At 52.8% G+C, this 25,884-nt stretch carries 25 protein-coding genes and 1 riboswitch; of the genes, 16 read left to right on the top strand and 9 right to left on the bottom strand.

Annotated elements, in window-relative coordinates; translation table 11 throughout:
• The first annotated feature begins 8 nt into the window (after positions 1-8).
• The 3 genes from uvrB (at position 9) to slrP (ending at position 4,816) form a co-directional block, all read left to right on the top strand.
• Complete coding sequence (uvrB, locus tag HV477_RS04955) at positions 9-2,030, top strand: excinuclease ABC subunit UvrB (protein WP_000042502.1); 2,022 nt, start codon at positions 9-11, stop codon at positions 2,028-2,030.
• Positions 2,031-2,337: 307 nt separating this feature from the next.
• Positions 2,338-2,511, top strand: coding sequence for a hypothetical protein (locus HV477_RS04950; RefSeq protein WP_001616936.1), 174 nt, complete (start codon positions 2,338-2,340; stop codon positions 2,509-2,511).
• Positions 2,512-2,518: 7 nt separating this feature from the next.
• Positions 2,519-4,816 carry an SPI-1 type III secretion system effector E3 ubiquitin transferase SlrP gene (gene slrP, locus HV477_RS04945; protein WP_079899218.1) on the top strand — a complete coding sequence of 766 codons (2,298 nt, stop codon included), beginning with the start codon at positions 2,519-2,521 and terminating at the stop codon, positions 4,814-4,816.
• Positions 4,817-4,907: 91 nt separating this feature from the next.
• On the opposite strand, the gene yvcK is transcribed toward slrP, so the two are convergent.
• Positions 4,908-5,816 carry a uridine diphosphate-N-acetylglucosamine-binding protein YvcK gene (yvcK, locus tag HV477_RS04940; protein WP_001246031.1) on the bottom strand — a complete coding sequence of 303 codons (909 nt, stop codon included), beginning with the start codon at positions 5,814-5,816 and terminating at the stop codon, positions 4,908-4,910.
• Positions 5,817-6,080: 264 nt separating this feature from the next.
• Positions 6,081-6,225: riboswitch (molybdenum cofactor riboswitch) on the top strand.
• On the opposite strand from yvcK, the gene moaA reads away from it, so the two are divergent.
• The 9 genes from moaA to HV477_RS04895 all read left to right on the top strand — a co-directional run bounded on the left by moaA (position 6,213) and on the right by HV477_RS04895 (position 11,722).
• Positions 6,213-7,202, top strand: a complete 990-nt coding sequence (gene moaA, locus HV477_RS04935) for a GTP 3',8-cyclase MoaA (protein WP_000168180.1) — start codon at positions 6,213-6,215, stop codon at positions 7,200-7,202. Its footprint overlaps the riboswitch before it by 13 nt.
• A 21-nt stretch (positions 7,203-7,223) precedes the next feature.
• Positions 7,224-7,736: a molybdenum cofactor biosynthesis protein B gene (gene moaB, locus HV477_RS04930; protein ID WP_000084604.1), complete on the top strand. Its 513-nt coding sequence runs from the start codon at positions 7,224-7,226 to the stop codon at positions 7,734-7,736.
• A gap of 2 nt (positions 7,737-7,738) precedes the next feature.
• On the top strand, positions 7,739-8,224 hold the full coding sequence (gene moaC / locus HV477_RS04925) for a cyclic pyranopterin monophosphate synthase MoaC (protein WP_000080894.1): 486 nt from the start codon (positions 7,739-7,741) through the stop codon (positions 8,222-8,224).
• Positions 8,217-8,462 (top strand): molybdopterin synthase sulfur carrier subunit, encoded by a 246-nt coding sequence (moaD, locus tag HV477_RS04920; protein ID WP_000598596.1) that lies wholly within the window; start codon positions 8,217-8,219, stop codon positions 8,460-8,462. The genes moaC and moaD overlap by 8 nt, the downstream gene beginning before the upstream one ends.
• Before the next feature lies 1 nt (position 8,463).
• Positions 8,464-8,916, top strand: a complete 453-nt coding sequence (gene moaE, locus HV477_RS04915; RefSeq protein WP_001209385.1) for a molybdopterin synthase catalytic subunit MoaE — start codon at positions 8,464-8,466, stop codon at positions 8,914-8,916.
• Between the two features lie 47 nt (positions 8,917-8,963).
• Positions 8,964-9,668, top strand: a complete 705-nt coding sequence (locus HV477_RS04910; RefSeq protein ID WP_000373611.1) for a Bax inhibitor-1/YccA family protein — start codon at positions 8,964-8,966, stop codon at positions 9,666-9,668.
• 146 nt (positions 9,669-9,814) lie between these two features.
• Positions 9,815-10,522 carry a Bax inhibitor-1 family protein gene (locus HV477_RS04905; RefSeq protein ID WP_079899219.1) on the top strand — a complete coding sequence of 236 codons (708 nt, stop codon included), beginning with the start codon at positions 9,815-9,817 and terminating at the stop codon, positions 10,520-10,522.
• Between the two features lie 23 nt (positions 10,523-10,545).
• Complete coding sequence (locus tag HV477_RS04900; RefSeq protein ID WP_077905105.1) at positions 10,546-11,154, top strand: hypothetical protein; 609 nt, start codon at positions 10,546-10,548, stop codon at positions 11,152-11,154.
• A 7-nt stretch (positions 11,155-11,161) separates the two neighbouring features.
• Positions 11,162-11,722: a hypothetical protein gene (locus HV477_RS04895; protein ID WP_001052196.1), complete on the top strand. Its 561-nt coding sequence runs from the start codon at positions 11,162-11,164 to the stop codon at positions 11,720-11,722.
• A 2-nt stretch (positions 11,723-11,724) separates the two neighbouring features.
• Here HV477_RS04895 and HV477_RS04890 read toward each other — a convergent pair whose 3' ends face one another.
• Genes HV477_RS04890 through HV477_RS04880 form a run of 3 tightly spaced genes read right to left on the bottom strand, consistent with a single transcriptional unit; the run spans position 11,725 to position 14,683 of the window.
• Positions 11,725-12,687, bottom strand: coding sequence for a YbhN family protein (locus HV477_RS04890; RefSeq protein WP_001129817.1), 963 nt, complete (start codon positions 12,685-12,687; stop codon positions 11,725-11,727).
• Entirely contained in the window at positions 12,687-13,928 is a 1,242-nt protein-coding gene (gene clsB, locus HV477_RS04885) for a cardiolipin synthase ClsB (RefSeq protein ID WP_000649639.1), read from the bottom strand. The genes HV477_RS04890 and clsB overlap by 1 nt, the downstream gene beginning before the upstream one ends.
• Entirely contained in the window at positions 13,925-14,683 is a 759-nt protein-coding gene (locus HV477_RS04880) for an endonuclease/exonuclease/phosphatase family protein (RefSeq protein ID WP_000192039.1), read from the bottom strand. Before HV477_RS04880 ends, clsB begins: the two co-directional genes overlap by 4 nt.
• A gap of 132 nt (positions 14,684-14,815) precedes the next feature.
• Here HV477_RS04880 and HV477_RS04875 point away from each other — a divergent pair, with 132 nt between their 5' ends.
• Entirely contained in the window at positions 14,816-15,226 is a 411-nt protein-coding gene (locus HV477_RS04875) for a YbhQ family protein (protein ID WP_000871970.1), read from the top strand.
• Here the strand turns inward: HV477_RS04875 and HV477_RS04870 are convergent.
• From HV477_RS04870 to cecR, 5 genes are all read right to left on the bottom strand, one after another.
• Positions 15,188-16,294, bottom strand: a complete 1,107-nt coding sequence (locus tag HV477_RS04870; RefSeq protein ID WP_000469050.1) for an ABC transporter permease — start codon at positions 16,292-16,294, stop codon at positions 15,188-15,190. The two genes, HV477_RS04875 and HV477_RS04870, sit on opposite strands and share 39 nt — an antisense overlap.
• Positions 16,295-16,409: 115 nt before the next feature.
• On the bottom strand, positions 16,410-17,540 hold the full coding sequence (locus tag HV477_RS04865; RefSeq protein WP_000045765.1) for an ABC transporter permease: 1,131 nt from the start codon (positions 17,538-17,540) through the stop codon (positions 16,410-16,412).
• The gene (locus tag HV477_RS04860; protein WP_079899220.1) at positions 17,533-19,269 is read right to left on the bottom strand and encodes an ATP-binding cassette domain-containing protein; all 1,737 of its coding nucleotides are present in this window, start codon (positions 19,267-19,269) and stop codon (positions 17,533-17,535) included. Before HV477_RS04860 ends, HV477_RS04865 begins: the two co-directional genes overlap by 8 nt.
• Complete coding sequence (gene hlyD / locus HV477_RS04855) at positions 19,262-20,257, bottom strand: secretion protein HlyD (RefSeq protein ID WP_000743436.1); 996 nt, start codon at positions 20,255-20,257, stop codon at positions 19,262-19,264. Before hlyD ends, HV477_RS04860 begins: the two co-directional genes overlap by 8 nt.
• Positions 20,257-20,931 carry a transcriptional regulator CecR gene (cecR, locus tag HV477_RS04850; protein WP_001025254.1) on the bottom strand — a complete coding sequence of 225 codons (675 nt, stop codon included), beginning with the start codon at positions 20,929-20,931 and terminating at the stop codon, positions 20,257-20,259. Before cecR ends, hlyD begins: the two co-directional genes overlap by 1 nt.
• Before the next feature lie 229 nt (positions 20,932-21,160).
• On the opposite strand from cecR, the gene rhlE reads away from it, so the two are divergent.
• The 3 genes from rhlE to ybiB all read left to right on the top strand — a co-directional run bounded on the left by rhlE (position 21,161) and on the right by ybiB (position 25,881).
• On the top strand, positions 21,161-22,525 hold the full coding sequence (rhlE, locus tag HV477_RS04845; RefSeq protein ID WP_000007059.1) for an ATP-dependent RNA helicase RhlE: 1,365 nt from the start codon (positions 21,161-21,163) through the stop codon (positions 22,523-22,525).
• A 207-nt stretch (positions 22,526-22,732) separates the two neighbouring features.
• Positions 22,733-24,877 carry an ATP-dependent DNA helicase DinG gene (dinG, locus tag HV477_RS04840; RefSeq protein WP_079899221.1) on the top strand — a complete coding sequence of 715 codons (2,145 nt, stop codon included), beginning with the start codon at positions 22,733-22,735 and terminating at the stop codon, positions 24,875-24,877.
• A gap of 29 nt (positions 24,878-24,906) precedes the next feature.
• Positions 24,907-25,881, top strand: a complete 975-nt coding sequence (ybiB, locus tag HV477_RS04835; RefSeq protein WP_079899222.1) for a DNA-binding protein YbiB — start codon at positions 24,907-24,909, stop codon at positions 25,879-25,881.
• Positions 25,882-25,884 lie beyond the last annotated feature (3 nt).

Raw genomic sequence — 25,884 nt, 5'->3', positions numbered from 1 at the left:
AGCCGCTCATGAGTAAACCGTTCAAACTGAATTCCGCTTTTAAACCTTCTGGCGATCAGCCGGACGCTATACGTCGTCTGGAAGAGGGGCTGGAGGACGGGCTGGCGCATCAGACGTTATTGGGCGTGACCGGCTCCGGGAAGACATTCACCATTGCCAACGTCATTGCGGACTTGCAGCGGCCAACGATGGTGCTTGCGCCCAATAAAACCCTGGCGGCGCAGCTCTACGGCGAAATGAAAGAGTTTTTCCCGGAAAACGCGGTCGAGTATTTCGTCTCCTACTATGACTACTATCAGCCGGAAGCGTATGTGCCAAGCTCGGATACGTTTATCGAAAAAGACGCTTCGGTAAACGAACATATTGAGCAAATGCGGTTGTCGGCAACGAAAGCGTTGCTTGAGCGACGCGATGTCGTGGTGGTGGCTTCCGTGTCCGCGATTTACGGTCTGGGCGATCCGGATCTCTACCTGAAAATGATGCTGCATCTGACGGTGGGAATGCTGATTGACCAGCGCGCGATTTTGCGTCGGCTGGCGGAATTGCAATACACCCGTAACGATCAAGCTTTTCAGCGTGGTACCTTTCGCGTGCGCGGCGAAGTGATCGACATCTTCCCGGCTGAATCTGACGACATCGCGCTACGCGTTGAGCTGTTTGATGAAGAAGTGGAACGCCTGTCGCTGTTCGACCCGTTAACCGGGCAGGTAGAGTCAACGGTGCCACGTTATACTATCTATCCCAAAACGCACTACGTAACGCCGCGCGAGCGTATTCTGCAGGCGATGGAAGAGATAAAAGATGAGCTGGCGGACAGGCGTAAGGTCTTGCTGGCGAATAATAAGCTGCTCGAAGAGCAGCGATTAAGCCAGCGCACGCAGTTCGATTTAGAGATGATGAACGAGCTGGGCTACTGCTCAGGCATTGAAAACTATTCCCGCTTTCTGTCGGGCCGCGGGCCGGGCGAACCGCCGCCAACCTTGTTCGATTATCTGCCCGCCGACGGACTGCTGGTGGTGGATGAGTCTCATGTCACCATCCCGCAGATAGGCGGCATGTACCGCGGCGACCGGGCGCGCAAAGAGACGCTGGTCGAGTATGGCTTCCGTCTGCCTTCGGCGCTGGATAACCGTCCGCTGAAGTTTGAGGAGTTTGAAGCCTTAGCGCCGCAAACTATCTATGTTTCCGCCACGCCCGGCAACTATGAGCTGGAAAAATCTGGTGATGAGGTGGTGGATCAGGTCGTGCGACCGACCGGGCTGCTGGACCCGATTATTGAAGTGCGTCCGGTGGCGACCCAGGTGGACGATCTGCTGTCCGAAATTCGTCAGCGTGCGGCCATTAATGAGCGTGTCCTTGTCACTACGCTTACCAAACGGATGGCGGAAGATTTGACCGAATATCTGGAAGAGCACGGCGAGCGCGTGCGTTACCTGCACTCAGATATTGATACCGTGGAGCGCATGGAAATCATCCGCGATTTGCGTCTGGGCGAGTTTGACGTTCTGGTGGGGATTAACCTGCTGCGCGAAGGGCTGGATATGCCGGAAGTCTCGCTGGTGGCGATTCTGGACGCCGATAAAGAGGGCTTCCTGCGCTCCGAGCGCTCCCTGATTCAGACCATAGGGCGCGCGGCGCGTAACGTTAACGGTAAAGCGATTCTGTATGGCGATAAAATCACGCCGTCGATGGCGAAGGCGATTGGCGAAACCGAGCGACGTCGCGAGAAGCAGCAGAAGTACAACGAAGAGCACGGTATCACTCCGCAGGGGCTGAACAAAAAAGTGGTCGACATCCTGGCGCTGGGGCAGAACATTGCGAAAACCAAAGCGAAGGGGAAAGGCAAGGGCCGTTCTACGGCAAAAGCCGGAATTGTCGAACTGGATATGACGCCGAAAGCGTTGCAGCAGAAAATTCATGAACTGGAAGGGCAAATGATGCAGCACGCGCAAAATCTGGAGTTTGAAGAAGCCGCGCAAATTCGCGACCAGTTGCACCAGTTACGCGAGTTGTTTATCGCGGCGTCCTGACAATGTGTCGATCTCCAGCGAGTCATCGTTACCATGGCTCGCTTTTGAGAATTTCAGTGCAATAGTAAGGGCTAAGTCAGTCAGGAATGAAAAACAGTGACAAGCTTTGACTAACGGGATTGTCGAAAAACTCAAAACATCAATGGGGTAGCTAGTTTAATCACAACTGAAGAAAATTAGCGTTGAGGCTGAACCCAACGCTAATTTTCCCTCTCTCCTCGGCTATGAAAAAAACGCCCCGTATTATCGGTATAGCTATCCTCATGATCGTCATTTTAATCTTATATGAGTTCGTTGAAAGCGTGTCATGGCAACAGATTACATCATTCTACTTAAAAAAGAGGTGATGGAAGCGCGAGCATCTATAAGTCAAGCGCTGCAAATACTGAATGATTTGTCCGAAATAATGACGACTGTGACCTCTTATTTAAAGTTGAGAATATCCTTATCTGTTACTTTAGGTTACGTTCAGATCAGGTAGGGAAAATATGTTTAATATTACTAATATACAATCTACGGCAAGGCATCAAAGTATTAGCAATGAGGCCTCAACAGAGGTGCCTTTAAAAGAAGAGATATGGAATAAAATAAGTGCCTTTTTCTCTTCAGAACATCAGGTTGAAGCACAAAACTGCATCGCTTATCTTTGTCATCCACCTGAAACCGCCTCGCCAGAAGAGATCAAAAGCAAGTTTGAATGTTTAAGGATGTTAGCTTTCCCGGCGTATGCGGATAATATTCAGTATAGTAGAGGAGGGGCAGACCAATACTGTATTTTGAGTGAAAATAGTCAGGAAATTCTGTCTATAGTTTTTAATACAGAGGGCTATACCGTTGAGGGAGGGGGAAAGTCAGTCACCTATACCCGTGTGACAGAAAGCGAGCAGGCGAGTAGCGCTTCCGGCTCCAAAGATGCTGTGAATTATGAGTTAATCTGGTCTGAGTGGGTAAAAGAGGCGCCAGCGAAAGAGGCAGCAAATCGTGAAGAAGCCGTACAACGGATGCGTGACTGCCTGAAAAATAATAAGACGGAACTTCGTCTGAAAATATTAGGACTTACCACTATACCTGCCTGTATTCCTGAGCAGATAACTACTCTGATACTCGATAACAATGAACTGAAAAGTTTGCCGGAAAATTTACAGGGAAATATAAAGACCCTGTATGCCAACAGTAATCAGCTAACCAGTATCCCTGCCACGTTACCGGATACCATACAGGAAATGGAGCTGAGCATTAACCGTATTACTGAATTGCCGGAACGTTTGCCTTCAGCGCTTCAATCGCTGGATCTTTTCCATAATAAAATTAGTTGCTTACCTGAAAATCTACCTGAGGAACTTCGGTACCTGAGCGTTTATGATAACAGCATAAGGACACTGCCAGCACATCTTCCGTCAGGGATTACCCATTTGAATGTGCAGAGTAATTCGTTAACCGCTTTGCCTGAAACATTGCCGCCGGGCCTGAAGACTCTGGAGGCCGGCGAAAATGCCTTAACCAGTCTACCCGCATCGTTACCACCAGAATTACAGGTCCTGGATGTAAGTAAAAATCAGATTACGGTTCTGCCTGAAACACTACCTCCCACGATAACAACGCTGGATGTTTCCCGTAACGCATTGACTAATCTACCGGAAAACCTCCCGGCGGCATTACAAATAATGCAGGCCTCTCGCAATAACCTGGTCCGTCTCCCGGAGTCGTTACCCCATTTTCGTGGTGAAGGACCTCAACCTACAAGAATAATCGTAGAATATAATCCTTTTTCAGAACGAACAATACAGAATATGCAGCGGCTAATGTCCTCTGTAGATTATCAGGGACCCCGGGTATTGTTTGCCATGGGCGACTTTTCAATTGTTCGGGTAACTCGACCACTGCATCAAGCTGTCCAGGGGTGGCTAACCAGTCTCGAGGAGGAAGACGTCAACCAATGGCGGGCGTTTGAGGCAGAGGCAAACGCGGCGGCTTTCAGCGGATTCCTGGACTATCTTGGTGATACGCAGAATACCCGACACCCGGATTTTAAGGAACAAGTCTCCGCCTGGCTAATGCGCCTGGCTGAAGATAGCGCACTAAGAGAAACCGTATTTATTATAGCGATGAATGCAACGATAAGCTGTGAAGATCGGGTCACACTGGCATACCACCAAATGCAGGAAGCGACGTTGGTTCATGATGCTGAAAGAGGCGCCTTTGATAGCCACTTAGCGGAACTGATTATGGCGGGGCGTGAAATCTTTCGGCTGGAGCAAATAGAATCGCTCGCCAGAGAAAAGGTAAAACGGCTGTTTTTTATTGACGAAGTCGAAGTATTTCTGGGGTTTCAGAATCAGTTACGAGAGTCGCTGTCGCTGACAACAATGACCCGGGATATGCGATTTTATAACGTTTCGGGTATCACTGAGTCTGACCTGGACGAGGCGGAAATAAGGATAAAAATGGCTGAAAATAGGGATTTTCACAAATGGTTTGCGCTGTGGGGGCCGTGGCATAAAGTGCTGGAGCGCATAGCGCCAGAAGAGTGGCGTGAAATGATGGCTAAAAGGGATGAGTGTATTGAAACGGATGAGTATCAGAGCCGGGTCAATGCTGAACTGGAAGATTTAAGAATAGCAGACGACTCTGACGCAGAGCGTACTACTGAGGTACAGATGGATGCAGAGCGTGCTATTGGGATAAAAATAATGGAAGAGATCAATCAGACCCTCTTTACTGAGATCATGGAGAATATATTGCTGAAAAAAGAGTTGAGCTCGCTCATGAGCGCCTACTGGCGATAGCTGAACGTAGTTTATCAGAAGGGGGAGAGAGCCTGTTTACCCTTCGGTGTAAACAGGCTTCTGATAAGCGCAGCGTCGTCGGTAAATGGGCTTAACCCAACGCCTGTAGCGCTTTTTCCAGCGCATTGTGTAGTAACTGACGATCGTGGCGATAGGGGATATCGCTGGCCTCCAGCACTTCCTGAATCACCAGCCGATCGTTCACCGCACTGACGTCAACTTGCGGTCCAACCACCACCGCGTCAATGACTTTTTTGCCAATATATTGCTCCATCATTGCCAGCTTATCGACCAGCGTTAAACTGGCGGCGGGCAGACTCAGTTCGCGACCCAGATTGCCGATATACACCATTGGCGCCGGGGTGCGCCGCAGCGCCTGCGCCAGTTCATCCAGCAGCAGGCAAGGCATCAGGCTGGTATAAAAACTGCCAGGGCCAATCAGAATCAGATCCGCGTCATTAATGGCCTGTACCGCTTCCCGCGTCGCCGGAACGTTTGGCGTTAACATGATCTCCTGCGGAGGAGTCGCTAACTGATCGATATTCACCTCGCCATAAATCTCATGCCCCTGATCGTCAATCGCCATCAGATCTACCGGTAGCTCCGACATCGGGATCAGTTGCGCGTCCACTTTAAGCAGATTACGAATTAAATTAATCGCTTCCAGAGGCCGCACGCTCAGGTGATCTAACGCCTTTAACATCAAATTTCCGAGGTTATGACCAGAAAGTTCGCCATTACCGCCAAAACGGTACTCAAACATAGCGGATGCGACGCTGGGTTCGGTAATTAACTGATTCAGGCAGTTGCGCATATCGCCCCAGGCGATCCCGCCTTCCGAGCGGCGAATACGGCCAGTTGACCCCCCGTTATCTGTGGTAGTCACAATGCCGGTCAGGCGCGAACCTAATGAAGAAAGCGAGGAGAGGACGCGTCCTAATCCATGCCCTCCGCCGAGGGCAACGACACGATCAAGGTCAGCCAGCGTACGATTGCGCATAAAAATTCCTGAAGTCAAATAAGCAGCGCTACAGTAGCGCAAGTCGCGGGTTTTCAGCAATTAGCCGACCGGCTAAAAGACAATTAATTATTCCCGACTACCCCTTTATAGCGAGGGCGTTACCACGGCTAAATGATATATATCAATGTAAAAGTGTGATTTTCACGTATTCTGTCGCTAAATAGCACGATCATATCGCTATGTATATGTTTATATAGCGAAAGCGTGATGGCGAAATTGTCATTTACACGCTAGTATCGGCGTAACCACAGTAAACACTCTAGCCTCTGCACCTGGGTCATTTTTGATATGGTGCTTTGGCCGTGACAACGTTTAACGTTTGCCACCAGGGCGCAGGAAGAAATGACTCCGCCTCCCGTATTTGGAAAGGTGTACATGGCTTCACAACTTACCGATGCTTTCGCGCGTAAGTTTTACTACTTGCGTTTGTCGATTACCGATGTGTGTAACTTTCGTTGCACCTACTGTCTGCCGGATGGCTACAAACCTGGCGGCGTCACTAACAACGGTTTCCTTACCGTCGATGAAATTCGTCGCGTTACGCGCGCTTTTGCCAGTCTTGGCACGGAGAAGGTGCGTCTTACCGGCGGCGAGCCTTCATTACGCCGCGATTTTACCGACATCATTGCCGCCGTGGGTGAAAATGATGCTATTCGCCAGATCGCGGTGACCACTAACGGTTATCGACTGGCGCGCGATGCCGCGAACTGGCGCGAAGCGGGGCTGACGGGCGTCAATGTTAGCGTGGATAGTCTGGATGCGCGTCAGTTCCATGCGATTACCGGTCAGGACAAATTCCGCCAGGTGATGGCGGGCATCGATGCCGCCTTTGACGCCGGTTTCGAAAAGGTGAAAGTCAACACCGTGCTGATGCGCGACGTGAATCACCATCAGTTGGATACCTTCCTTGCCTGGATTCAGCCTCGCCCCATTCAGCTACGCTTCATTGAACTTATGGAGACGGGCGAGGGGAGCGATCTCTTCCGCAAACATCATATTTCGGGTCAGGTATTACGCGACGAGCTGATTAAGCGCGGTTGGATCCACCAGCTCCGCCAGCGCAGCGATGGCCCGGCGCAGGTTTTTTGTCATCCCGATTACGCCGGTGAGATCGGCCTCATTATGCCGTATGAAAAAGATTTCTGCGCCACCTGTAACCGCCTGCGTGTTTCGTCCGTCGGTAAGCTGCATTTATGTCTGTTTGGCGACGGCGGCGTGAGTTTACGCGACCTGTTACAGGATGACGCGCAGCAATACGCGCTTGAGGAACGTATTTCCGACGCGTTGCGGGAGAAAAAGCAGACCCACTTTCTTCACCAGAGCAATACTGGTATTACGCAAAATTTATCTTACATTGGCGGTTAATCCTTAATAAGGAGATTTCAGATGAGTCAGGTCAGCGCTGAATTTATCCCGACCCGCATCGCTATTCTTACTGTTTCCAGCCGACGCGGCGAAGAAGACGACACCTCCGGTCATTATCTGCGTGATTCGGCGCAGGAGGCCGGGCATGAAGTGGTGGCGAAAGCCATCGTTAAAGAGAACCGTTACGCGATTCGCGCCCAGGTTTCCGCCTGGATCGCCAGTGATGAGGTGCAGGTCGTATTGATAACTGGTGGGACCGGTTTGACCGAAGGCGATCAGGCGCCGGAAGCGCTGTTGCCGCTGTTCGATCGTGAAGTGGAAGGATTTGGCGAAGTGTTTCGCATGCTCTCGTTTGAAGAGATCGGTACCGCAACTCTGCAGTCGCGCGCGGTAGCTGGCGTGGCGAATAACACCTTGATTTTCGCCATGCCGGGCTCCACAAAAGCGTGCAGAACCGCATGGGAGAATATCATTGCCCCGCAGCTGGATGCCCGTACACGCCCATGTAATTTTCACCCTCATTTAAAGAAATAACGATGTCGCAATTAACCCATATAAACGCCGCAGGCGAAGCGCACATGGTGGACGTTTCCGCGAAAGCGGAAACCGTTCGTGAAGCGCGTGCGGAAGCATTCGTTACCATGCGTAGTGAAACGCTGGCGATGATTGTTGATGGCAAACACCACAAGGGCGATGTTTTCGCGACTGCCCGTATTGCCGGTATTCAGGCCGCTAAACGCACCTGGGAGCTGATCCCGCTGTGCCACCCGCTACTGCTAAGTAAAGTGGAGATTCAGCTTCAGGCCGAGCCGGAGCATAACCGTGTACGTATTGAGTCTCTGTGCCGTCTGACCGGTAAAACCGGCGTCGAAATGGAAGCATTAACCGCGGCGTCCGTCGCGGCGTTAACCATCTACGACATGTGCAAAGCGGTACAAAAAGATATGGTAATTGGTCCGGTGCGTCTGCTGGCGAAAAGCGGCGGCAAATCGGGGGATTTTAAGGTGGATGCGCATGATTAAAGTGCTTTTCTTCGCCCAGGTTCGCGAGCTTACAGGAACTGATGCGCTGGATCTTCCAGCAGATTTTTCCACCGTTGAGTCGCTGCGACAGCATCTGGCGACAAAGAGCGATCGTTGGGCGCTGGCGCTGGAAGACGGCAAGCTGTTGGCGGCGGTCAACCAGACGCTGGTAAGTTTTGACCATCCGCTGACGGCGGGCGATGAAGTGGCGTTTTTCCCGCCAGTCACGGGGGGCTAACATGCGCGAAACGCGAATTGTAGTCGGCCCTGCGCCGTTTAGCGTCGGGGAGGAATATTCCTGGCTGGCGGCGCGCGACGAAGACGGCGCGGTCGTCACCTTTACCGGAAAAGTGCGCAATCATAACCTGGGCGATAGCGTTAAGGCGCTGACGCTGGAGCATTATCCCGGCATGACTGAGAAAGCTCTGGCCGAGATCGTCGCAAAGGCGCGTTCCCGCTGGCCGCTGGGGCGGGTCACGGTGATTCATCGCGTTGGCGAATTATGGCCGGGCGATGAGATTGTGTTTGTCGGCGTCACCAGCGCGCACCGCAGTAGCGCGTTCGACGCCGGTCAGTTCATTATGGATTATCTGAAAACCCGTGCACCGTTCTGGAAGCGTGAAGCCACGCCGGAAGGCGATCGCTGGGTCGAAGCGCGCGACAGCGACCAGCAGTCGGCGAAACGTTGGTAGCAGAATGTGATACGCTTTAGGGTATCATTTCCACACAGGAGTTCATCATGGACAGATTTCCACGATCTGATTCAATAGTGCAGGCGCGGTCCGGCCTGCAGACCTATATGGCGCAAGTGTATGGCTGGATGACGGTCGGACTGTTACTGACCGCGTTTATCGCGTGGTATGCGGCTAATACGCCAGCCGTCATGATGTTTGTCTTTTCCAGTAAGATCACCTTCTTTGGCTTAATTATTGCCCAGCTTGCGCTGGTGTTTGTTCTGTCGGGACTGGTGCATAAACTTAGCGCCGGAATGGCGACGACGCTGTTTATGCTCTATTCGGCGCTAACCGGATTGACGTTATCCAGTATTTTTATCGTTTACACCTACTCCTCTATCGCCAGCACGTTTGTGGTGACGGGGGGAATGTTTGGCGCCATGAGCCTGTACGGGTACACCACTAAACGCGATCTTAGCGGTTTCGGCAACATGCTGTTTATGGCGCTTATTGGTATCGTTCTGGCGTCGCTGGTCAATTTCTGGCTGAAGAGTGAAGCGCTGATGTGGGCGGTAACCTATATCGGGGTGGTGGTGTTTGTCGGTCTGACCGCCTATGACACGCAGAAACTGAAAAATATCGGCGAGCAAATAGATACCCGCGATAGCGCTAATCTGCGTAAATATTCGATTCTCGGCGCGTTAACGCTGTACCTGGACTTTATCAACCTGTTCCTGATGTTACTGCGTATTTTTGGTAATCGCCGCTAATTATAGCGATCTCTTAAAATCCTGGCCCTGCGCCAGGATTTTTTTTAGGACTTTATTTAGGGCGAAACAGCATAAATATCTTAGAAATGTTTTCCTGCGCTTGCCATTCTTATCACCGTGATCATGTGAAGAGTGATAAATGACAAGTGGGACCTCTGGCTGCAATACGTATACGACAAATAGCATTTATTCCCGCGACAATGTTATCCCTTACCTATTGGTATACTGCGTTGGGACTATGGTGTACCGCCGGCATTATATGGTTAACGTTGTATAGTCATTTTTTAATAACCCACGTTCAACCTGTTGTTGTTTTGTGGATATCAGCACTTTTGCCTGGCCTGGGGTATGGGGCCATTACCTGTCTTTCCCGCTTTGGCACTGTTGTCGCAACGTTGATATATATTGCCATCATTACGCTTACCGGCGTGTCATTAGCTTACCTTTTCTCAGGTGGCGCGACCATTTTCGTGATTGTTGGAATCATGTTTAGTCTTAATGCCTTATTTATTTTCTACCTGAATATCAGTTCTGGTCTATTCAGGCCGTTAATTTTTATGGCGGTAAGCGGGATCATCGCTGCGATAGTTGTCAATAGCCTGGTGGCCAGTAGCACTCTGGTCTGGATAGTCAGTGTGCTGACGGTATTGGTATGGACATTGATTACAGCACTAGAAAAATCGACACTTCATGGTTATGCCCGCATGTTATATCACAGCGAGTTTTCATCGCTGCCTCGTTGCGCTTTATTTGGCGCGCTGACGCTTTACCTTGGCATTATTAATGCTGTGGTTACGCTGTGTCGTTATATCATTTTGATGATTCTGGAAATACTATTATCTTTCAGGCCGTAGGCGTTGCAGGTTTTTTATTCAGGTTGGTGATGATGGGTATAATGAGTAAATTATGTGGCAAACAATTTTGGTTAGCGTTTTGTGAAGCTAAAGACGTCACTCGCGCCATTAAAAATGGCGGCGAGGATTTTAATAAGAAATGCCCACCAGCGCTGATTTCTCATTTCATTACCGGATTGTCATGGGAACATTCATTACCCAATCCTGCGCCTGTTTGCGCGTTTAGTTTTATGCTTCTTGTGGGAGGTGTGTGTAGTGCGCATTTTGCTTTCGATAAGTTTATCCTGTATTGGCCGCTAAATATAATCATTTATTTTGGCAGTGCTATAGGTATGATGCTATGTGTTATGGCTGAGGTATGGCTTATTGCCAAGGGTTTTATCCTGGGGTTGCGCCTCTGCGTTTTACTGTTTTTATTAAATATTATGCTCTGCGGTACTGGATTATTTGACGTGTTGTGCCATCAAAATAGCGAACTAAAGAGTGATCTTGTTATCGCGATTATTATGGTTGTGCTTTGCCGCTGGGTGATGAATGGCGAAACGTTTACGATGATGATTCGTTTCTGCCTGGGGCGTCGATTAGTGCGAGTCGCATTACAAAAATATCTCACCTCACAGACAAGGAAATGATAAGCCCATGAACCTGATGACGTGGCTAACAGGAAAAACACTGGCGGAGCTGGTGAAAAAAGGGCAGTTGATCCCGCCAGAAATTAAGTTACCTGTGTATCCGGCCAGCCACTACAAAAAAAACTGGTATGAACAAGGTATTCCTCACGGAGGTGTTATTGGGCTTACGGCGATCATGATGACGATGACATGGATCGTCAGTATAAACATGGTTATTGCGCAGTTTGAGCTGCACAATAAAAAGCATCTGGAGCTGGTCTTCTTCCTGGCCGTGGGCTATATCGCTTTTCTTACCCCGTCAAATCAGCTCCTGCTTAAAGGAAGAATGAGCGGGGTCATTATTTACCGCTATGCGTTATTGCTGGCCATTATTTCCGTTACGTTGGCAACGTTCTGTACCCTGTCATCAGTATTCATGGGCGAGTTTCACGAAGTGCTCCTGCTGCTGTTTAGCTGGTCATTGCTGCTTTTTTCCCGCTTACAGATGAATACGTCTTTTTTCTCAGCATATGTTTATTTTTACCGGATAAAACGCGTTGTGCTGGAAAGCGAAAACGCGTCTGCTTAAATTCATTTCGCCATCGCCCGCTCGTTTTTCGCCCGCAACTTCTTCGCCCGGCTCTCCAGGATCAGATAGCACACCAGCGCCAGCAACAGGGGAATAAAATAGTAAAGCACGCGGTATGCGAGCAGGGCGGCGATAATCGTGCCTTGCGACGTATGTTCGCCCGCCAGCAACGCAAGGAATACGGCCTCCAGCACGCCGATGCCTGCCGGAATATGCACGATGACGCCCGCGATACTGCTCACCAGCAGTACGCCCAGCACAAAGAAATAGTTCACATCCTGACCCATCAGCAGCCAGATGATGGCGCCCATCGCCATCCAGTTCGCGCTGGAGATCGCCATCTGCGCCAGCGCGAATTTCCATGACGGCAGCACCAGTTTCTGTCCTTTAATCGTCATATGCCGCCGCTTCGCAAAGGCGCAAAACCACAGATAGACCGCGATAATCAACAATAAAACGATACCGAGAATTCGTAGCGTGCCTTCATCGATATACCAGTGGTCGGGAAGCTGGACAATGCCGAAGGTAAAAATGATGCCGCCAAGCAGAATATAGCCCAGCCAGTTAGTGGTAATGCTGAGTGAGAAAATGCGCGTGATAGTACTGCCGGGCAACCCGAGGCGAGAGTATAGTCGGTAACGCATCCCGATCCCGCCGACCCAGGTGCTGAGCGTCAGGTTAAAGGCATAGCAGACGAACGATACCAACATCACCTGTCGCTTCGCCAGTTTATGGCCGCAATAAAGCCGTCCAAGCAGGTCGTAGCAGCCGTACAGAAGATAGCTAACGATCACCAGTCCCACAGCGCTTAAAAGCGCCGTGCGGTTATAGTCGCGGATGACGGTCCAGACATCGCCCCAGTCGACCTTTTTAGCATAAACCACCAGCAGAACGACGACCGCAATAAAAAACAGCCAGGTCAGCACTTTTTTAGCCAGCCGCCAGCGCGGATGCGATTTAGCCATTAGGGCTTCACTCCTGTATTTTCTGGATCAACGCGATCCTGGGTTTCCATTTCTGGCTGGGCAGGCGGGGGAACCTGCGCCAGATGCGGGGTATGCGCCGGTAGCCAGCCGACCAGCGCCGGGAAATGACGTAAAAAGTGGAACGCCAGCACGCTTTTGGTCAGGTTCCACCAGGTGCGTTTCGGCAGCATAGACTCATCGACCTGCTTACAATCATTCACGATGATGCCTTGTAAGTTATCGCGTAGGGTCTGGTTAAAAGTACGATCGTGAATGATCAGGTTAGCTTCAAGGTTAAGCGACAGGCTGAGCGGATCGAGATTACTCGACCCTACCGTGGCCCAGTGATCGTCCATCAGCGCCACTTTGCCATGCAGCGGACGGCGTCGGTATTCATAAACCTGCACGCCGCCCTTCACCAGATAGTTATAGAGCAACCGCGCGCCGACTTTGACTATCGGCATGTCTGGTTCCCCCTGGACAATCAGTTTTACGCTCACGCCACGGCGGGCGGCTTTACGCATTGCGTGGAGCAAGCGATAGCCGGGGAAAAAATAGGCGTTAGCGATAATCACTTCACGCTTTGCCTGGGTCAGCATTTTCAGATAATGACGTTCGATATCGTCGCGGTGTTCTTCATTATCCCGCCAGACAAACAGCGCCTGCGCTTCGCCGGGGTGGCGATTTTCTTCAGCCTGATGATGGCGCTTCCACCAGCGGCGCGCGGGGCTTTGCCCCGGCAGATTCTCGACTTCGAATTGCAGGATATCGGCCACAACAGGCCCTTCGACCCGTACCGCGTAGTCTTGTTTCGCCTGCGGGCCGTAATCCGACATATGTTCGGCGGAGTAGTTAATGCCGCCGACAAAGGCAATACGATCATCAATCACCACAATTTTGCGGTGCATTCGGCGGAAGATATTGGTTCGCAACCCCAGTAGACGCGGGCGGGGGTCGTAATAGCGGAAAATCACGCCCGCCGAGGTTAATTCGCCGACAAACGCGTCGCTGAGATCGGGAGAGCCGTAGCCGTCGAGTAATACTTCGGCTTTTACGCCGCGCTGTGCGGCTTTTAGCAGAGCGGCATGGAGTTTTTTACCCACCTCATCTTCAAACAAGATAAAGGTTTCCAGAATGATTTTTTGCTGTGCCTGAGCGATAGCCTCAAACACGGCAGGATAGAACTGGTCGCCGTTTTCCAGTAGCTGAATTTGATTACCTTCACGCCAGCCGCATTTCATAGATGGATCTCCGCGCTAAGGGGGGCATGGTCTGATAAATGTCGCCAGTTCCGCAGCGGTAGCGCCGTAGGAGAACTGGCGTTCGCATTCTTGACGTAAATACGATCGAGTCGCAGCAGCGGCATACTCACCGGGAATGTGCGCGCCGGTCGGCCATGGGCACGGGTGAATATCTCCTCCAGCCCGGCCGCGTTTAACGGCGGGCCGGCCTTTTGCCGCCAGTCATTAAAGTCTCCGGCCACCAGCACCGGTTCTGATTCCGGCAAGGCATTCACCCATCCCGCCAGCATGGTTAACTGCGCCTGGCGGTGGCTCTCCCGCAGGCCGAGATGTACGCACATGACGTGGATAGGGCGGTTGAGCATGGGCGGCGTAATGCGGCAATAGAGCACGCCGCGTTTTTCGCTACCGCCGACCGAGACGTCGCGATTTTCATAATGTTCAATGGGATAGCGAGAAAGAACCGCGTTACCGTGGTGGCCTTCCGGATAGACCGCATTGCGGCCATAGGCGAAATCGCTCCACATGGTGTCGGCCAAAAATTCATAGTGGGTAGTGTCCGGCCAGTTTTCGATATGCAGCGGATGTACTTCATGCGCGCCCATCACTTCTTGCAGACAGACGATATCGGCGCCGACCGTTCTGACAGCGTCGCGCAGCTCCGGCAGGATGAAGCGTTTATTAAAGGCGGTAAAACCTTTGTGCGTATTAATTGTGAGCACTTTGAATGAAAAATTTCGCGTGTGTTGAGTCATTTTCTTCCTGTCCGCGTCACTATCCTGATTGAAATAGTGTAGTCGTCGTCACAAAAAGATGCGGTCTTACGGAATTTTCCGTAAAGTTCGGTACTCTGAATAATGAGAGAAAAATGCTTCAGGAGAAAAGCCATGAAGTGGCAACAACGCGTTCGTGTCGCAACCGGCCTCGGTTGTTGGCAGATTATGTTGCATTTACTGGTAGTGGCGATGCTGGTAATAGGCTGGATGAGCGGCACATTAGTGCGCGTCGGCCTGGGATTATGCGTGCTTTATGGCGTGACGGTACTGCTGATGCTGGCGTTGCAGCGCCATCATGAGCAACGCTGGCGCGATGTGGCGGATGTGCTGGAAGAGCTGACTACCACCTGGTACTTCGGCACCGCACTGATTGTCCTCTGGCTGCTATCCCGCGTATTGCAAAACAATGTCTTACTGGCGCTGGCGGGGCTGGCTATCCTGGCCGGGCCCGCCGTGGTCTCGCTACTGGCGAAAGATAAAAAGCTACATCACTTTGCGTCTAAACATCGCATACGCCGCTGAACCCGTGGTGGCCGCTATCACCAGTAGCGGCCACAAACTTCCCCAGACAATCCCCAGACTCGCATCCTTAAGATAAATTTGCTTGGTAATATCAGTAAAGTGGCGGATAGGATTTATCCACGTCAGGTTTTGCAGCCAGACTGGCATATTTTCCACCGGCGAGACATAACCCGAGAGCAAAATCGCCGGCATCATAAAGACAAAGACGCCGATAAACGCCTGCTGTTGCGTGGCGCAAAGCGATGATATCAGCAAGCCAAAGCCTACCAGCGACAGCCCGTAAATCACCATCGTGAAATAAAACAGCGCTAACGAACCGGCGAAGGGAATTTGGTATGCCCAAATGCCGATAGCAAGCACGATCGTGGCCTGGAAGGTCGCGACAATCAGCGCCGGCACCGCTTTACCAACGAAAATCTGCCAGGTGGTGAGCGGAGAGACCAGCAGCTGATCCAGAGTGCCTTGTTCACGCTCGCGGGCGACGGACAGCGAAGTGACGATCATCACGCCGATAGTGGTGATCATGGCGATCAGCGAGGGCACCACAAACCACTTGTAGTCCAGATTCGGGTTATACCAGTTGCGTACCACCAGTTCGCTATTGTTGGGCTTTGGCTTGCCGTCCATCAGTGTCTGCTGATACTCCTTGACGATCTGTTGCAGATAATTGGCGGCAATTTGCGCGCTGTTGGAGTTACGTCCATCAAGAATGAGTTGCATCGGCGCAGGCTGGAAGGTATCCAGATTCCGCGAGAAATCCGCCGGGAAGCGTACCAGCAGCAGCGCTTTTTGCGTATCGATAGTCGGCTGGATCTCCTGCGGACTGTTCAGCAATAGCACATGGGTAAACGCTTTCGCGCGGGCAAAACGCTGGGTAAGTTCTACCGAATGTTTGCCGTTATCTTCGTTATAGATGGCGATAGTCGCGTTAGTGACTTCAAGCGTCGCGGCGAACGGAAACAGTATGACCTGAATCAGCACCGGCAGAATCAGGATCGCGCGCGTTTGCGGTTCGCGTAAAAGCGATTGCAGTTCTTTGCGAATTAACGTCCATAAACGATGAAACATGTCCGTCCTCTCAGTCCAGTTTGTAGGCCTGATAAGCAAAGCGCATCAGGCATAATGCCGGATGGCGGCGTGAACGCCTTATCCGGCCTACGACGACAATTATCCATACACATATTTAATCCAGCCGTCGTTTGGTTTTTAGCCACGTCAGGCCAATAAACATCACCGCCGAGGCGATTAAAAACAGTACGTTAACGCCTAACACGACCGGAATATTGCCGGCCAGAAACAGACTTTGCAGGGTGCTAACAAAATAGCGCGCCGGAATAATATAGGTCACCGCGCGGATCACCGCAGGCATACTGTCTATCTGGAAGATAAATCCGGACAGCATAATCGAGGGTAAAAAGGCGGCGTTCAGCGCCACCTGCGCGGCGTTAAACTGGTTGCGAGTGATGGTGGAAATCAACAGCCCCATCCCCAGCGTACTCAGTAAAAACAGACTGGTGATGATAAACAGAATCACCAGCGAACCGCGATACGGCACGCCGAGAATAAACACCGATACCAGCATACAGAGCAGCATCGCCAGCATACCGAGAAAGTAATAGGGAATAAGCTTACACAGCAGCAGTTCAACACGCGTCACTTCGGTTGAGAGCAGCGCCTCCATCGTGCCGCGCTCCCATTCGCGGGCAACGACCAGCGAGGTGAGGATTGCGCCAATTACCGTCATGATAATGGTCACCGCCCCGGGAATGATAAAATGCTGACTGATCGCCGCCGGGTTAAACCAGTAGCGCGTCTGGACGTCGATGAGCGGTTCAAAGGTGTCGCCGCGATCTTCCGCGCGCTGCTGTTGCCAGATTTGCCAGATGCCTTCCACATAACCCTGAACGAAGTTGGCGGTGTTTGGCTCGCTGCCGTCGGTAATCACCTGAATCGGCGCGCTGTCACCGTCGCGCGCCATTTGCTGCGCGAAATCCACCGGAATCACCACCAGTCCGCGAATGCGTCCGGCCTGCATTTTTTCAATTAATTCATGGCGGTTATCGCTAATGGTCGCGTCGATATAGGGTGAACCGGTCATCGCATGAGTGAAATCCAGCGCCTCCTGGCTTTGTTGTTCAAGCAGAATCCCCACCCGCAGTTTGCTGGAGTCGAGGTTAATGCCGTAACCAAAAATAAACAGCAACAGCAGCGGGATCACCACCGCAATCAGCCAGCTACTGGGATCGCGCACGATCTGGCGCGTCTCTTTGACGCACAACGCACGCACGCGGCGCCAGGAGAGAGACTTACTCATGCGTATGCTCCTTATCCCAGTCATTGATGAGAGTGATAAAGGCCTGCTCCATCGTTGGATCGGCCTGTTGCTCATCGGCGGCCTGCGCTTTGAGATCGTCCGGCGTACCGCTGGCGATAAGCTTCCCGCGATAAACCAGTCCGATGCGATCGCAATATTCCGCCTCATCCATAAAGTGGGTCGTCACCATTACCGTGACCCCTTTTTCCACCATGCTATTAATATGCAGCCAAAATTCACGGCGGGTGAGGGGATCAACCCCGGACGTTGGTTCATCAAGGAATAAAATATCCGGTTCGTGCATCAGCGAGCAGGCCAGCGCCAGTCGCTGTTTAAAGCCCAGCGGCAGCGCATCGGTGGGATGCGACGCGATGCTTTTCAGACCAAACGCTTCACTCATGCGCTGAATTTTTTCATTTTGCGCGCGGCCCCGCAAACCGTAGACGCCGGAGAAAAAACGCAGGTTCTGCTCAACCGTCAGGTTGCCGTAAAGCGAAAATTTTTGCGCCATATAGCCCAGATGCTGACGGGCTTTGCCGGAGCTGACTTTCAGGTCCATATCCAGCACCAGCGCCTTGCCGGACGTCGGCACCAGCAGGCCGCACATCATTTTAAAGGTGGTTGATTTACCCGCGCCGTTCGGGCCGAGCAGGCCAAAAATCTCGCCGCGCTGTACGACGAAATTAACATGGTCCGTAGCCGCGAAATCGCCAAATTTTTTCGTCAGTTCCTGCGCTTCAATCACCGTTTCGCCGGCAGTGCCTTCAACCGTATGCAGGATTGAACCCAGCGGAGACTCCGAGGTTCCCGCTCCGCCAAGCAGATCGATAAACGCATCTTCGAAGCGCGGCGCGGTCTCATTGAGGGTGATTTCCGGCATCCCTTCGGCCTGGCGAATATCTGCTGCGGTCGCCTCTTTTTTCAGGATCAGGCGTACCGAACGTCCCTGAATCATGCCGTCGCTCACCTGCGGCAGTCTGAGCGCTCTCTGTAGCAACTTACGGTTGTTTTCCTGTGGACTACTCATCAGAAAGCTACGACCGGCCATCGTTTGCGTCAGCGCTTTAGGTTCGCCCTGATAGAGCAGCTCGCCTTCATTCATCAGCAGCACATCGCGACACTGTTCGGCTTCATCCAGATAGGAGGTGCTCCATAAAATCAGCATCCCGTCGCCCGCCAGTTCGTGGACCATTTGCCACAACTCGCGCCGTGAAATCGGGTCAACGCCAACGCCCGGTTCATCCAACAGCAGCACTTTCGGTTCGCCGACCAGCGTACAGGCCAGCCCCAGTTTTTGCTTCATCCCGCCGGACAATTTCCCCGCCAGACGGCCAGTGAAAGGGCCGAGGGCGGTAAACTCCAACAAACGGGCAAAGGTCTTTTCCCGTATCTCGCCGGTAACGCTGCGTAAATCGGCATAGAGATTGAGGTTCTCCATGACGGTAAGATCTTCATACAGACCGAATTTCTGCGGCATATAGCCCAGAACCGCGTGCAGCTCGCTGTCGTTTTGTATCGGGTCGAAGCCCAATACGGACGCGCTGCCGCCATCGGCTTTGAGCAGGCCCGCCAGAATACGCATCAGCGTGGTTTTTCCTGCGCCGTCCGGCCCTACCAGCCCGGTGACATAACCGGAATGAATGGTACAGTCGAGCGGCGCGACGGCGGGTTTATCCATTCCCGCAAAGCGCTTCGTCAGACCGTTCAGCGTAATAACGGCCTCACTCATGCCGTGCCTCGTCATTAAATTTCACCGTGACTGGCATCCCCTGGCGTAACGCATCGTCCGCATCGGTGACGATAATGCGCAGGCGATAGACGAGATCGGTACGCAGATCCGGCGTTTCGACGGTTTTCGGCGTAAATTCCGCGGTGGGCGAAACGAAACCAATCTTGCCGTGGTAAGGTTTGTCAGGACGACCGTCGGTATACAACAGAATGTCGCGCCCCGGTTGCGTCTGACTGAGGTTGCGTTCATCGACATAGGCGCGCACCCAGACGGGGCGGGTCAGCGAGAGTGTTAATACCGTGCTGCCGGCGTTCAGCATACTGCCAGGCTCGACCGCGCGGGTGAGCAAGGTTCCGTTGGCAGGCGCGATAAGCGTGGTGTCCTGCAAATCAAGCTGCGCCTGCGCCAGTTGGGCCTTTGCCTGTTCCAGACTGGCTTTCGCCTGGGCGATATCCTGTTCACGATTACCGGTACGGTACTGGCTCAGTTTATCCTGCGCGGACTTCAGCGTCGCCTGCGCCTGATCGCGCGATGAGCGGGCATTTTCCAGATCGTTAGCGGAAATGGTGCGGCTTTTCCACAATCCTTGCTGACGGTTATAAAAGTTTTGCGCGTAGTCATAGGCGGCTTGCGCCTGTCTGACGGCGGCGGCGGCCTGGGCTATCTCTTCATCGCGATAGCCTGCCAGCATCAAATCATATTGCGCCTGCGCGACCGACACGCCAGCTTTCGCCTGCATTAGCGCGTTTTCGTATGGCGCGTGATCCAGTTCGCCGAGCACCTGTCCGGCTTTGATAGTATCGCCTTCATCAACATTCAGCGACGCCAGCCTGCCGCCGACGCGAAAGCTGATATTGACGGTACGGATATCGACATTACCGTATAGCGTCAGCCCATCGTCCTGCCGACTTTGATACCACCAGGTTCCACCGGCAATCACAGCGACGATCGCTGCGATTGCCAGTCCGATAACGACAGGTTTTTTCATCAGTCCAGACTCCTTTGCGTTAAACCGTGCAGAATAAGATCGATGTGGCAGGTTACCGTCTGGTAAATCAGCTCCGCTTTTTCTTCATCAAACTGCGGCCAGCCGGTACGTAACAGAATAGTTTCTTTGCCGAGACGAAACGCCAGCACTTCGCCCAGTAAGGCATGGGTATGCAAAATCATGCGCGTATCATTGGCGTCGCAGCCGGTATAAGCGGCAACCAATCTTGTCAGATGGGTGTGCAACGGATCGATAACCTGTTCATGAACCAATTGATAGGCCGACGTGGGAGAGAGCTGCTCGCGTGAAATAAATTTGCTCAGGTTAACGGTGTCTTCCTGCGTCAGCAGCATAATCATGTTCTTGCAGGCGAGCAGAATGAGCTCGCGTATGGCGTCCCGGTCAGGGGCAGGCTGGCTAAACAGACGTTCCGCTTTTTCAGCATGGGGGCGAAATTTTTCGCCAAGAAAATCGGCAATCCACTGGGCGCAGGCGAGGTATAAATCCTCTTTTGAGCCGAAATAGTAAGTAATAGCGGCAATATTTTGCCCCGCCAGCGCGGCGATATCGCGTGTGGTGGCATGGAGGCCATACTCGCCAAACTGCGCCAGCGCGGCGGCAATGAGCTGACTTTTCGCCTGCTCGCCCTTGGTGGTCGTAGTGGGAATATTCATCACACGCCCTAATTTTTAATCAATCGATTGATTAAGACTATGACTCATAATGGCACTTGTCCAGTGTGGTCGATTAATTTGTCTTTGCTACCTTCCGGGATAATTTATGCGCCGCATCACAAAAACTGCTACACTCCGCCCCTTCATGACATTGTGGTTTTTGTCATTCCAAATTTGAGCATCTCCCTGAAAACTACACCGGCAACGGTCGGGGCGGTCCGGAGTAGTTATGTCTTTTGATTCCCTGGGATTAAACCCTGATATCCTGCGCGCCATTGCCGAGCAGGGTTACCGTGAACCTACCCCTATTCAGCAACAGGCGATTCCCGCCGTGCTGGAAGGCCGCGATCTGATGGCCAGCGCCCAGACCGGAACCGGTAAAACGGCGGGTTTTACCCTGCCATTGTTGCAGCATCTGATTACCCATCAGCCGCATGCTAAAGGTCGTCGCCCGGTGCGCGCGTTGATCCTCACTCCAACCCGCGAGCTGGCGGCGCAAATTGGCGAAAACGTCAGAGATTACAGTAAATATCTCAATATTCGCTCGCTGGTGGTATTTGGCGGCGTAAGCATCAATCCGCAGATGATGAAACTGCGCGGCGGCGTGGATGTGCTGGTGGCGACGCCGGGACGTCTGCTCGACCTGGAACATCAAAATGCCGTAAAGCTGGATCAGATTGAGATTCTGGTACTGGATGAAGCCGACCGTATGCTGGATATGGGCTTCATTCACGACATTCGTCGCGTGCTGGCGAAACTGCCGGCGAAGCGTCAGAATCTGCTGTTCTCCGCCACGTTCTCCGACGACATCAAAGCGCTTGCCGAAAAGCTGTTACGCAACCCGCTGGAAATCGAAGTGGCGCGCCGCAACACGGCCTCAGAGCAGGTGACGCAGCACGTGCACTTTGTCGATAAAAAACGCAAACGTGAACTGTTGTCGCAGATGATTGGCCAGGGCAACTGGCAGCAGGTGTTGGTCTTCACCCGCACCAAGCATGGCGCGAACCATCTGGCGGAACAGCTTAATAAAGACGGTATTCGCAGCGCGGCGATCCACGGTAATAAATCGCAGGGCGCACGTACCCGCGCGCTGGCCGATTTTAAATCCGGCGATATTCGCGTGCTGGTAGCGACGGATATTGCGGCGCGTGGTCTGGATATTGAAGAGCTGCCGCACGTGGTCAACTATGAACTGCCGAACGTGCCGGAAGATTATGTACACCGTATTGGCCGTACCGGTCGCGCGGCGGCAACTGGCGAGGCGCTGTCGCTGGTCTGTGTTGACGAGCATAAACTGTTGCGTGATATCGAAAAATTGCTGAAAAAAGAGATCCCACGCATTACGACGCCGGGCTATGAGCCCGACCCGTCGATTAAAGCGGAGCCGATTCAGAATGGCCGTCAGCAGCGCGGCGGCGGCGGCGGTCGTGGACGCGGACAAAATCAGGGGGGAGCGGGGCGCAGTCAGCAGCCGCGACGTCAGGATAGCGGGGCGGCGAAGGCGAAACCAAAACCGCGCACAGGCGAGGGGAAACCCGCTGGCGACAAAGCACGTCCGCCGCGTCGCCCGCGCAGAATCACGCCTGCCCAGTAAATTTTATCCGGCAACATGCCCGGTAGTGCGACGCTTACCGGGCCTACGGACTATGCAAATACGTAGGCCGGGTAAGGTGCTTGCACCGTCATCCGGCAAAATACACATCGCGTTGCGAGCCGCCTTCCAGAACCGGCAAAAAAGGTACTTCCCGCCCCTGAAATGTGCCACAATAGTGGCTGTTTATACAGTACTTCAGGTTTTCTCATGGCATTGACCGCTGCGCTGAAAGCGCAAATCGCCGCCTGGTATAAGGCGCTTCAGGACCAGATTCCCGACTTTATTCCCCGTGCGCCGCAGCGGCAGATGATTGCTGACGTCGCCAGAACGCTGGCCGGGGAAGAAGGGAGACATCTGGCTATTGAAGCGCCGACCGGCGTCGGGAAAACCCTCTCCTATCTTATTCCCGGTATCGCCATTGCCCGGGAAGAGCAAAAAACACTGGTGGTCAGTACCGCTAACGTGGCGTTACAGGATCAGATCTTTAGCAAAGATTTGCCGCTGCTACGAAAAATCATCCCCGATCTGCGCTTTACCGCCGCCTTTGGCCGCGGGCGTTACGTGTGTCCGCGAAACCTGGCGGCGCTCGCCAGTAGCGAGCCTACGCAGCAGGATCTGCTCGCCTTTCTTGATGACGAACTGACGCCTAACAACCAGGAAGAGCAAAAGCGTTGCGCCAGGCTGAAAGGGGATCTTGACGGTTACAAATGGGATGGTCTGCGGGATCATACCGACATTGCTATTGACGACGATCTGTGGCGGCGATTAAGTACCGATAAAGCCAGTTGTCTGAACCGCAACTGTCACTATTACCGCGAATGTCCATTCTTTGTCGCTCGACGTGAAATACAGGAAGCGGAAGTCGTGGTGGCGAATCACGCGCTGGTAATGGCGGCGATGGAAAGTGAAGCCGTACTGCCGGAACCAAAGCATCTGCTGTTGGTACTGGATGAAGGTCATCATCTGCCCGATGTCGCTCGCGATGCGCTGGAGATGAGCGCGGAAATTACCGCCTCCTGGTATCGCTTGCAACTGGATCTGTTCAGCAAACTGGTGGCGACCTGCATGGAGCAATTTCGCCCTAAGACCACGCCGCCGTTAGCGAATCCTGAGCGACTTAACGCCCATTGCGAGGAGGTATACGAACTGATCGCCTCGCTCAATGCCATTCTTAATCTGTATATGCCCGCAGCGCAGGAGGCGGAGCACCGTTTTGCAATGGGCGAGTTGCCTGATGAGGTCATGGAAATCTGCCAGCGACTGGCGAAGCTGACCGAGACGCTGCGTGGGCTGGCGGAATCCTTTCTCAACGATCTCAGCGAAAAAACCGGGTCGCACGATATTGTGCGTTTGCATCGGGTGATTTTACAGATGAACCGGGCGCTGGGAATGTTCGAGGCGCAAAGTAAATTATGGCGGCTGGCTTCGATGGCGCAGTCTTCAGGCGCGCCGGTGTCCAAATGGGCGACGCGTGAAATACGCGAAGGGCAACTCCACGTCTGGTTCCATTGTGTCGGTATCCGCGTCAGCGATCAGCTGGAAAGATTGTTATGGCGCAGCGTACCGCACATTATTGTCACCTCGGCGACACTGCGCTCGCTCAATAGCTTTTCGCGTCTGCAGGAAATGAGCGGCTTAAAAGAAAAAGCCGGCGACCGCTTTGTGGCGCTGGATTCGCCGTTTAATCATGTGAAACAGGGGAAACTGGTGATTCCTCAGATGCGCTACGAACCCACCATTGATAACGAAGAGCAGCATATTGCCGAAATGGCGGCCTATTTTCGTGAGCAACTGGAGAGCAAAAAACATCATGGTATGCTGGTACTGTTCGCCAGCGGGCGGGCGATGCAGCGTTTTCTGGAGCATGTCGCTGATGTGCGCTTACTCCTCCTGGTCCAGGGCGACCAGCCGCGTTACCGGCTGGTGGAGCTGCACCGTAAACGGGTGGAGAGCGGCGAACGCAGCGTGCTGGTTGGGCTTCAGTCTTTTGCCGAAGGGCTGGATCTTAAAGGCGAGCTGCTGACGCAGGTCCATATCCATAAAATTGCCTTCCCGCCGATCGACAGCCCGGTCGTGATCACCGAAGGCGAATGGCTAAAAAGCCTGAATCGTTATCCGTTTGAAGTACAAAGTTTACCAAGCGCGTCTTTTAATTTAATTCAGCAGGTAGGGCGATTGATCCGTAGCCATGCCTGTCGGGGAGAAGTGGTCATTTATGATAAGCGTTTGTTGACCAAAAACTACGGACAGCGTTTACTGAATGCCTTACCTGTTTTTCCGATAGAGCAGCCTGCCGTGCCAGACGTTATAGTAAAACCAAAAGCAAAACCTGCACGCCGCCGACGGCGTTAATGCTGTGAGCACACTTCAAGGAGCTTTCAATGGATTATCGCAAGATCATCAAAGAGATCGGGCGAGGTAAAAATCACGCCCGCGATCTGGATCTGGATACCGCGCGCGGTTTGTATACCCGAATGCTGAATGGCGACATCCCCGACCTGGAAATGGGCAGTATATTGATGGCGCTGCGTATTAAAGGCGAAGGCGAAGCCGAAATGCTGGGCTTTTATGAGGCCATGCAGAATCATACCATCAAACTGACACCGCCCGCAGATAGGCCGTTGCCGGTCGTTATTCCCAGCTATAACGGCGCGCGTAAACAGGCGAATTTAACGCCGCTGCTGGCTATCCTGCTGCATAAATTGGGCTTCCCAGTCGTAGTACACGGCGTCAGTGAAGATCCGACCCGCGTACTGACGGAAACTATATTTGAGCTGATGGGGATTATCCCCACCCTACACGGTGGACAAGCGCAGGCCAAACTGGACGGGCGCCAGCCGGTGTTTATCCCGGTGAGCGCGCTCTGCCCGCCGCTGGAAAAACAGCTGGCGATGCGCTGGCGGTTGGGCGTGCGTAACAGCGCGCATTCACTGGCCAAGCTGGCGACGCCATTTGCTGAGGATGCCGCGCTGCGTTTATCAAGCGTTTCTCATCCTGAATATGTTCCGCGTGTGGCGACCTTTTTTAGCCGCATTGGCGGGCGGGCTTTGCTGATGCATGGTACCGAAGGCGAAGTCTATGCCAACCCGCAACGCTGTCCGCAAATCAGCCTGATTGATAGCCGTGGCGTGCAGGTACTGCATGAGCGTCAGAGCGACACGCACGACGAGCCGCTTTCACTGCCTGCGACTAAAGATCCTGAAATCACCGCGCGCTGGATTGAGCGCTGCCTTGCCGGCCACGAGCCGGTGCCGCAATCATTAAAAACGCAAATGGCCTGTTGTCTGGTTGCGACGGGAGAGGCGGCGACGTTAGAAGACGGGCTTGCGCGCGTCGAACAGGCTTTTAGCGAATAAAAA

The sequence above is a fragment of the Salmonella sp. SG203 genome, assembly GCF_013350575.1.
Classification (GTDB): domain Bacteria; phylum Pseudomonadota; class Gammaproteobacteria; order Enterobacterales; family Enterobacteriaceae; genus Salmonella; species Salmonella enterica.
Note: the sequence above shows the minus strand (reverse complement) of the source record. Positions and strands in the feature narration are given on the sequence as shown.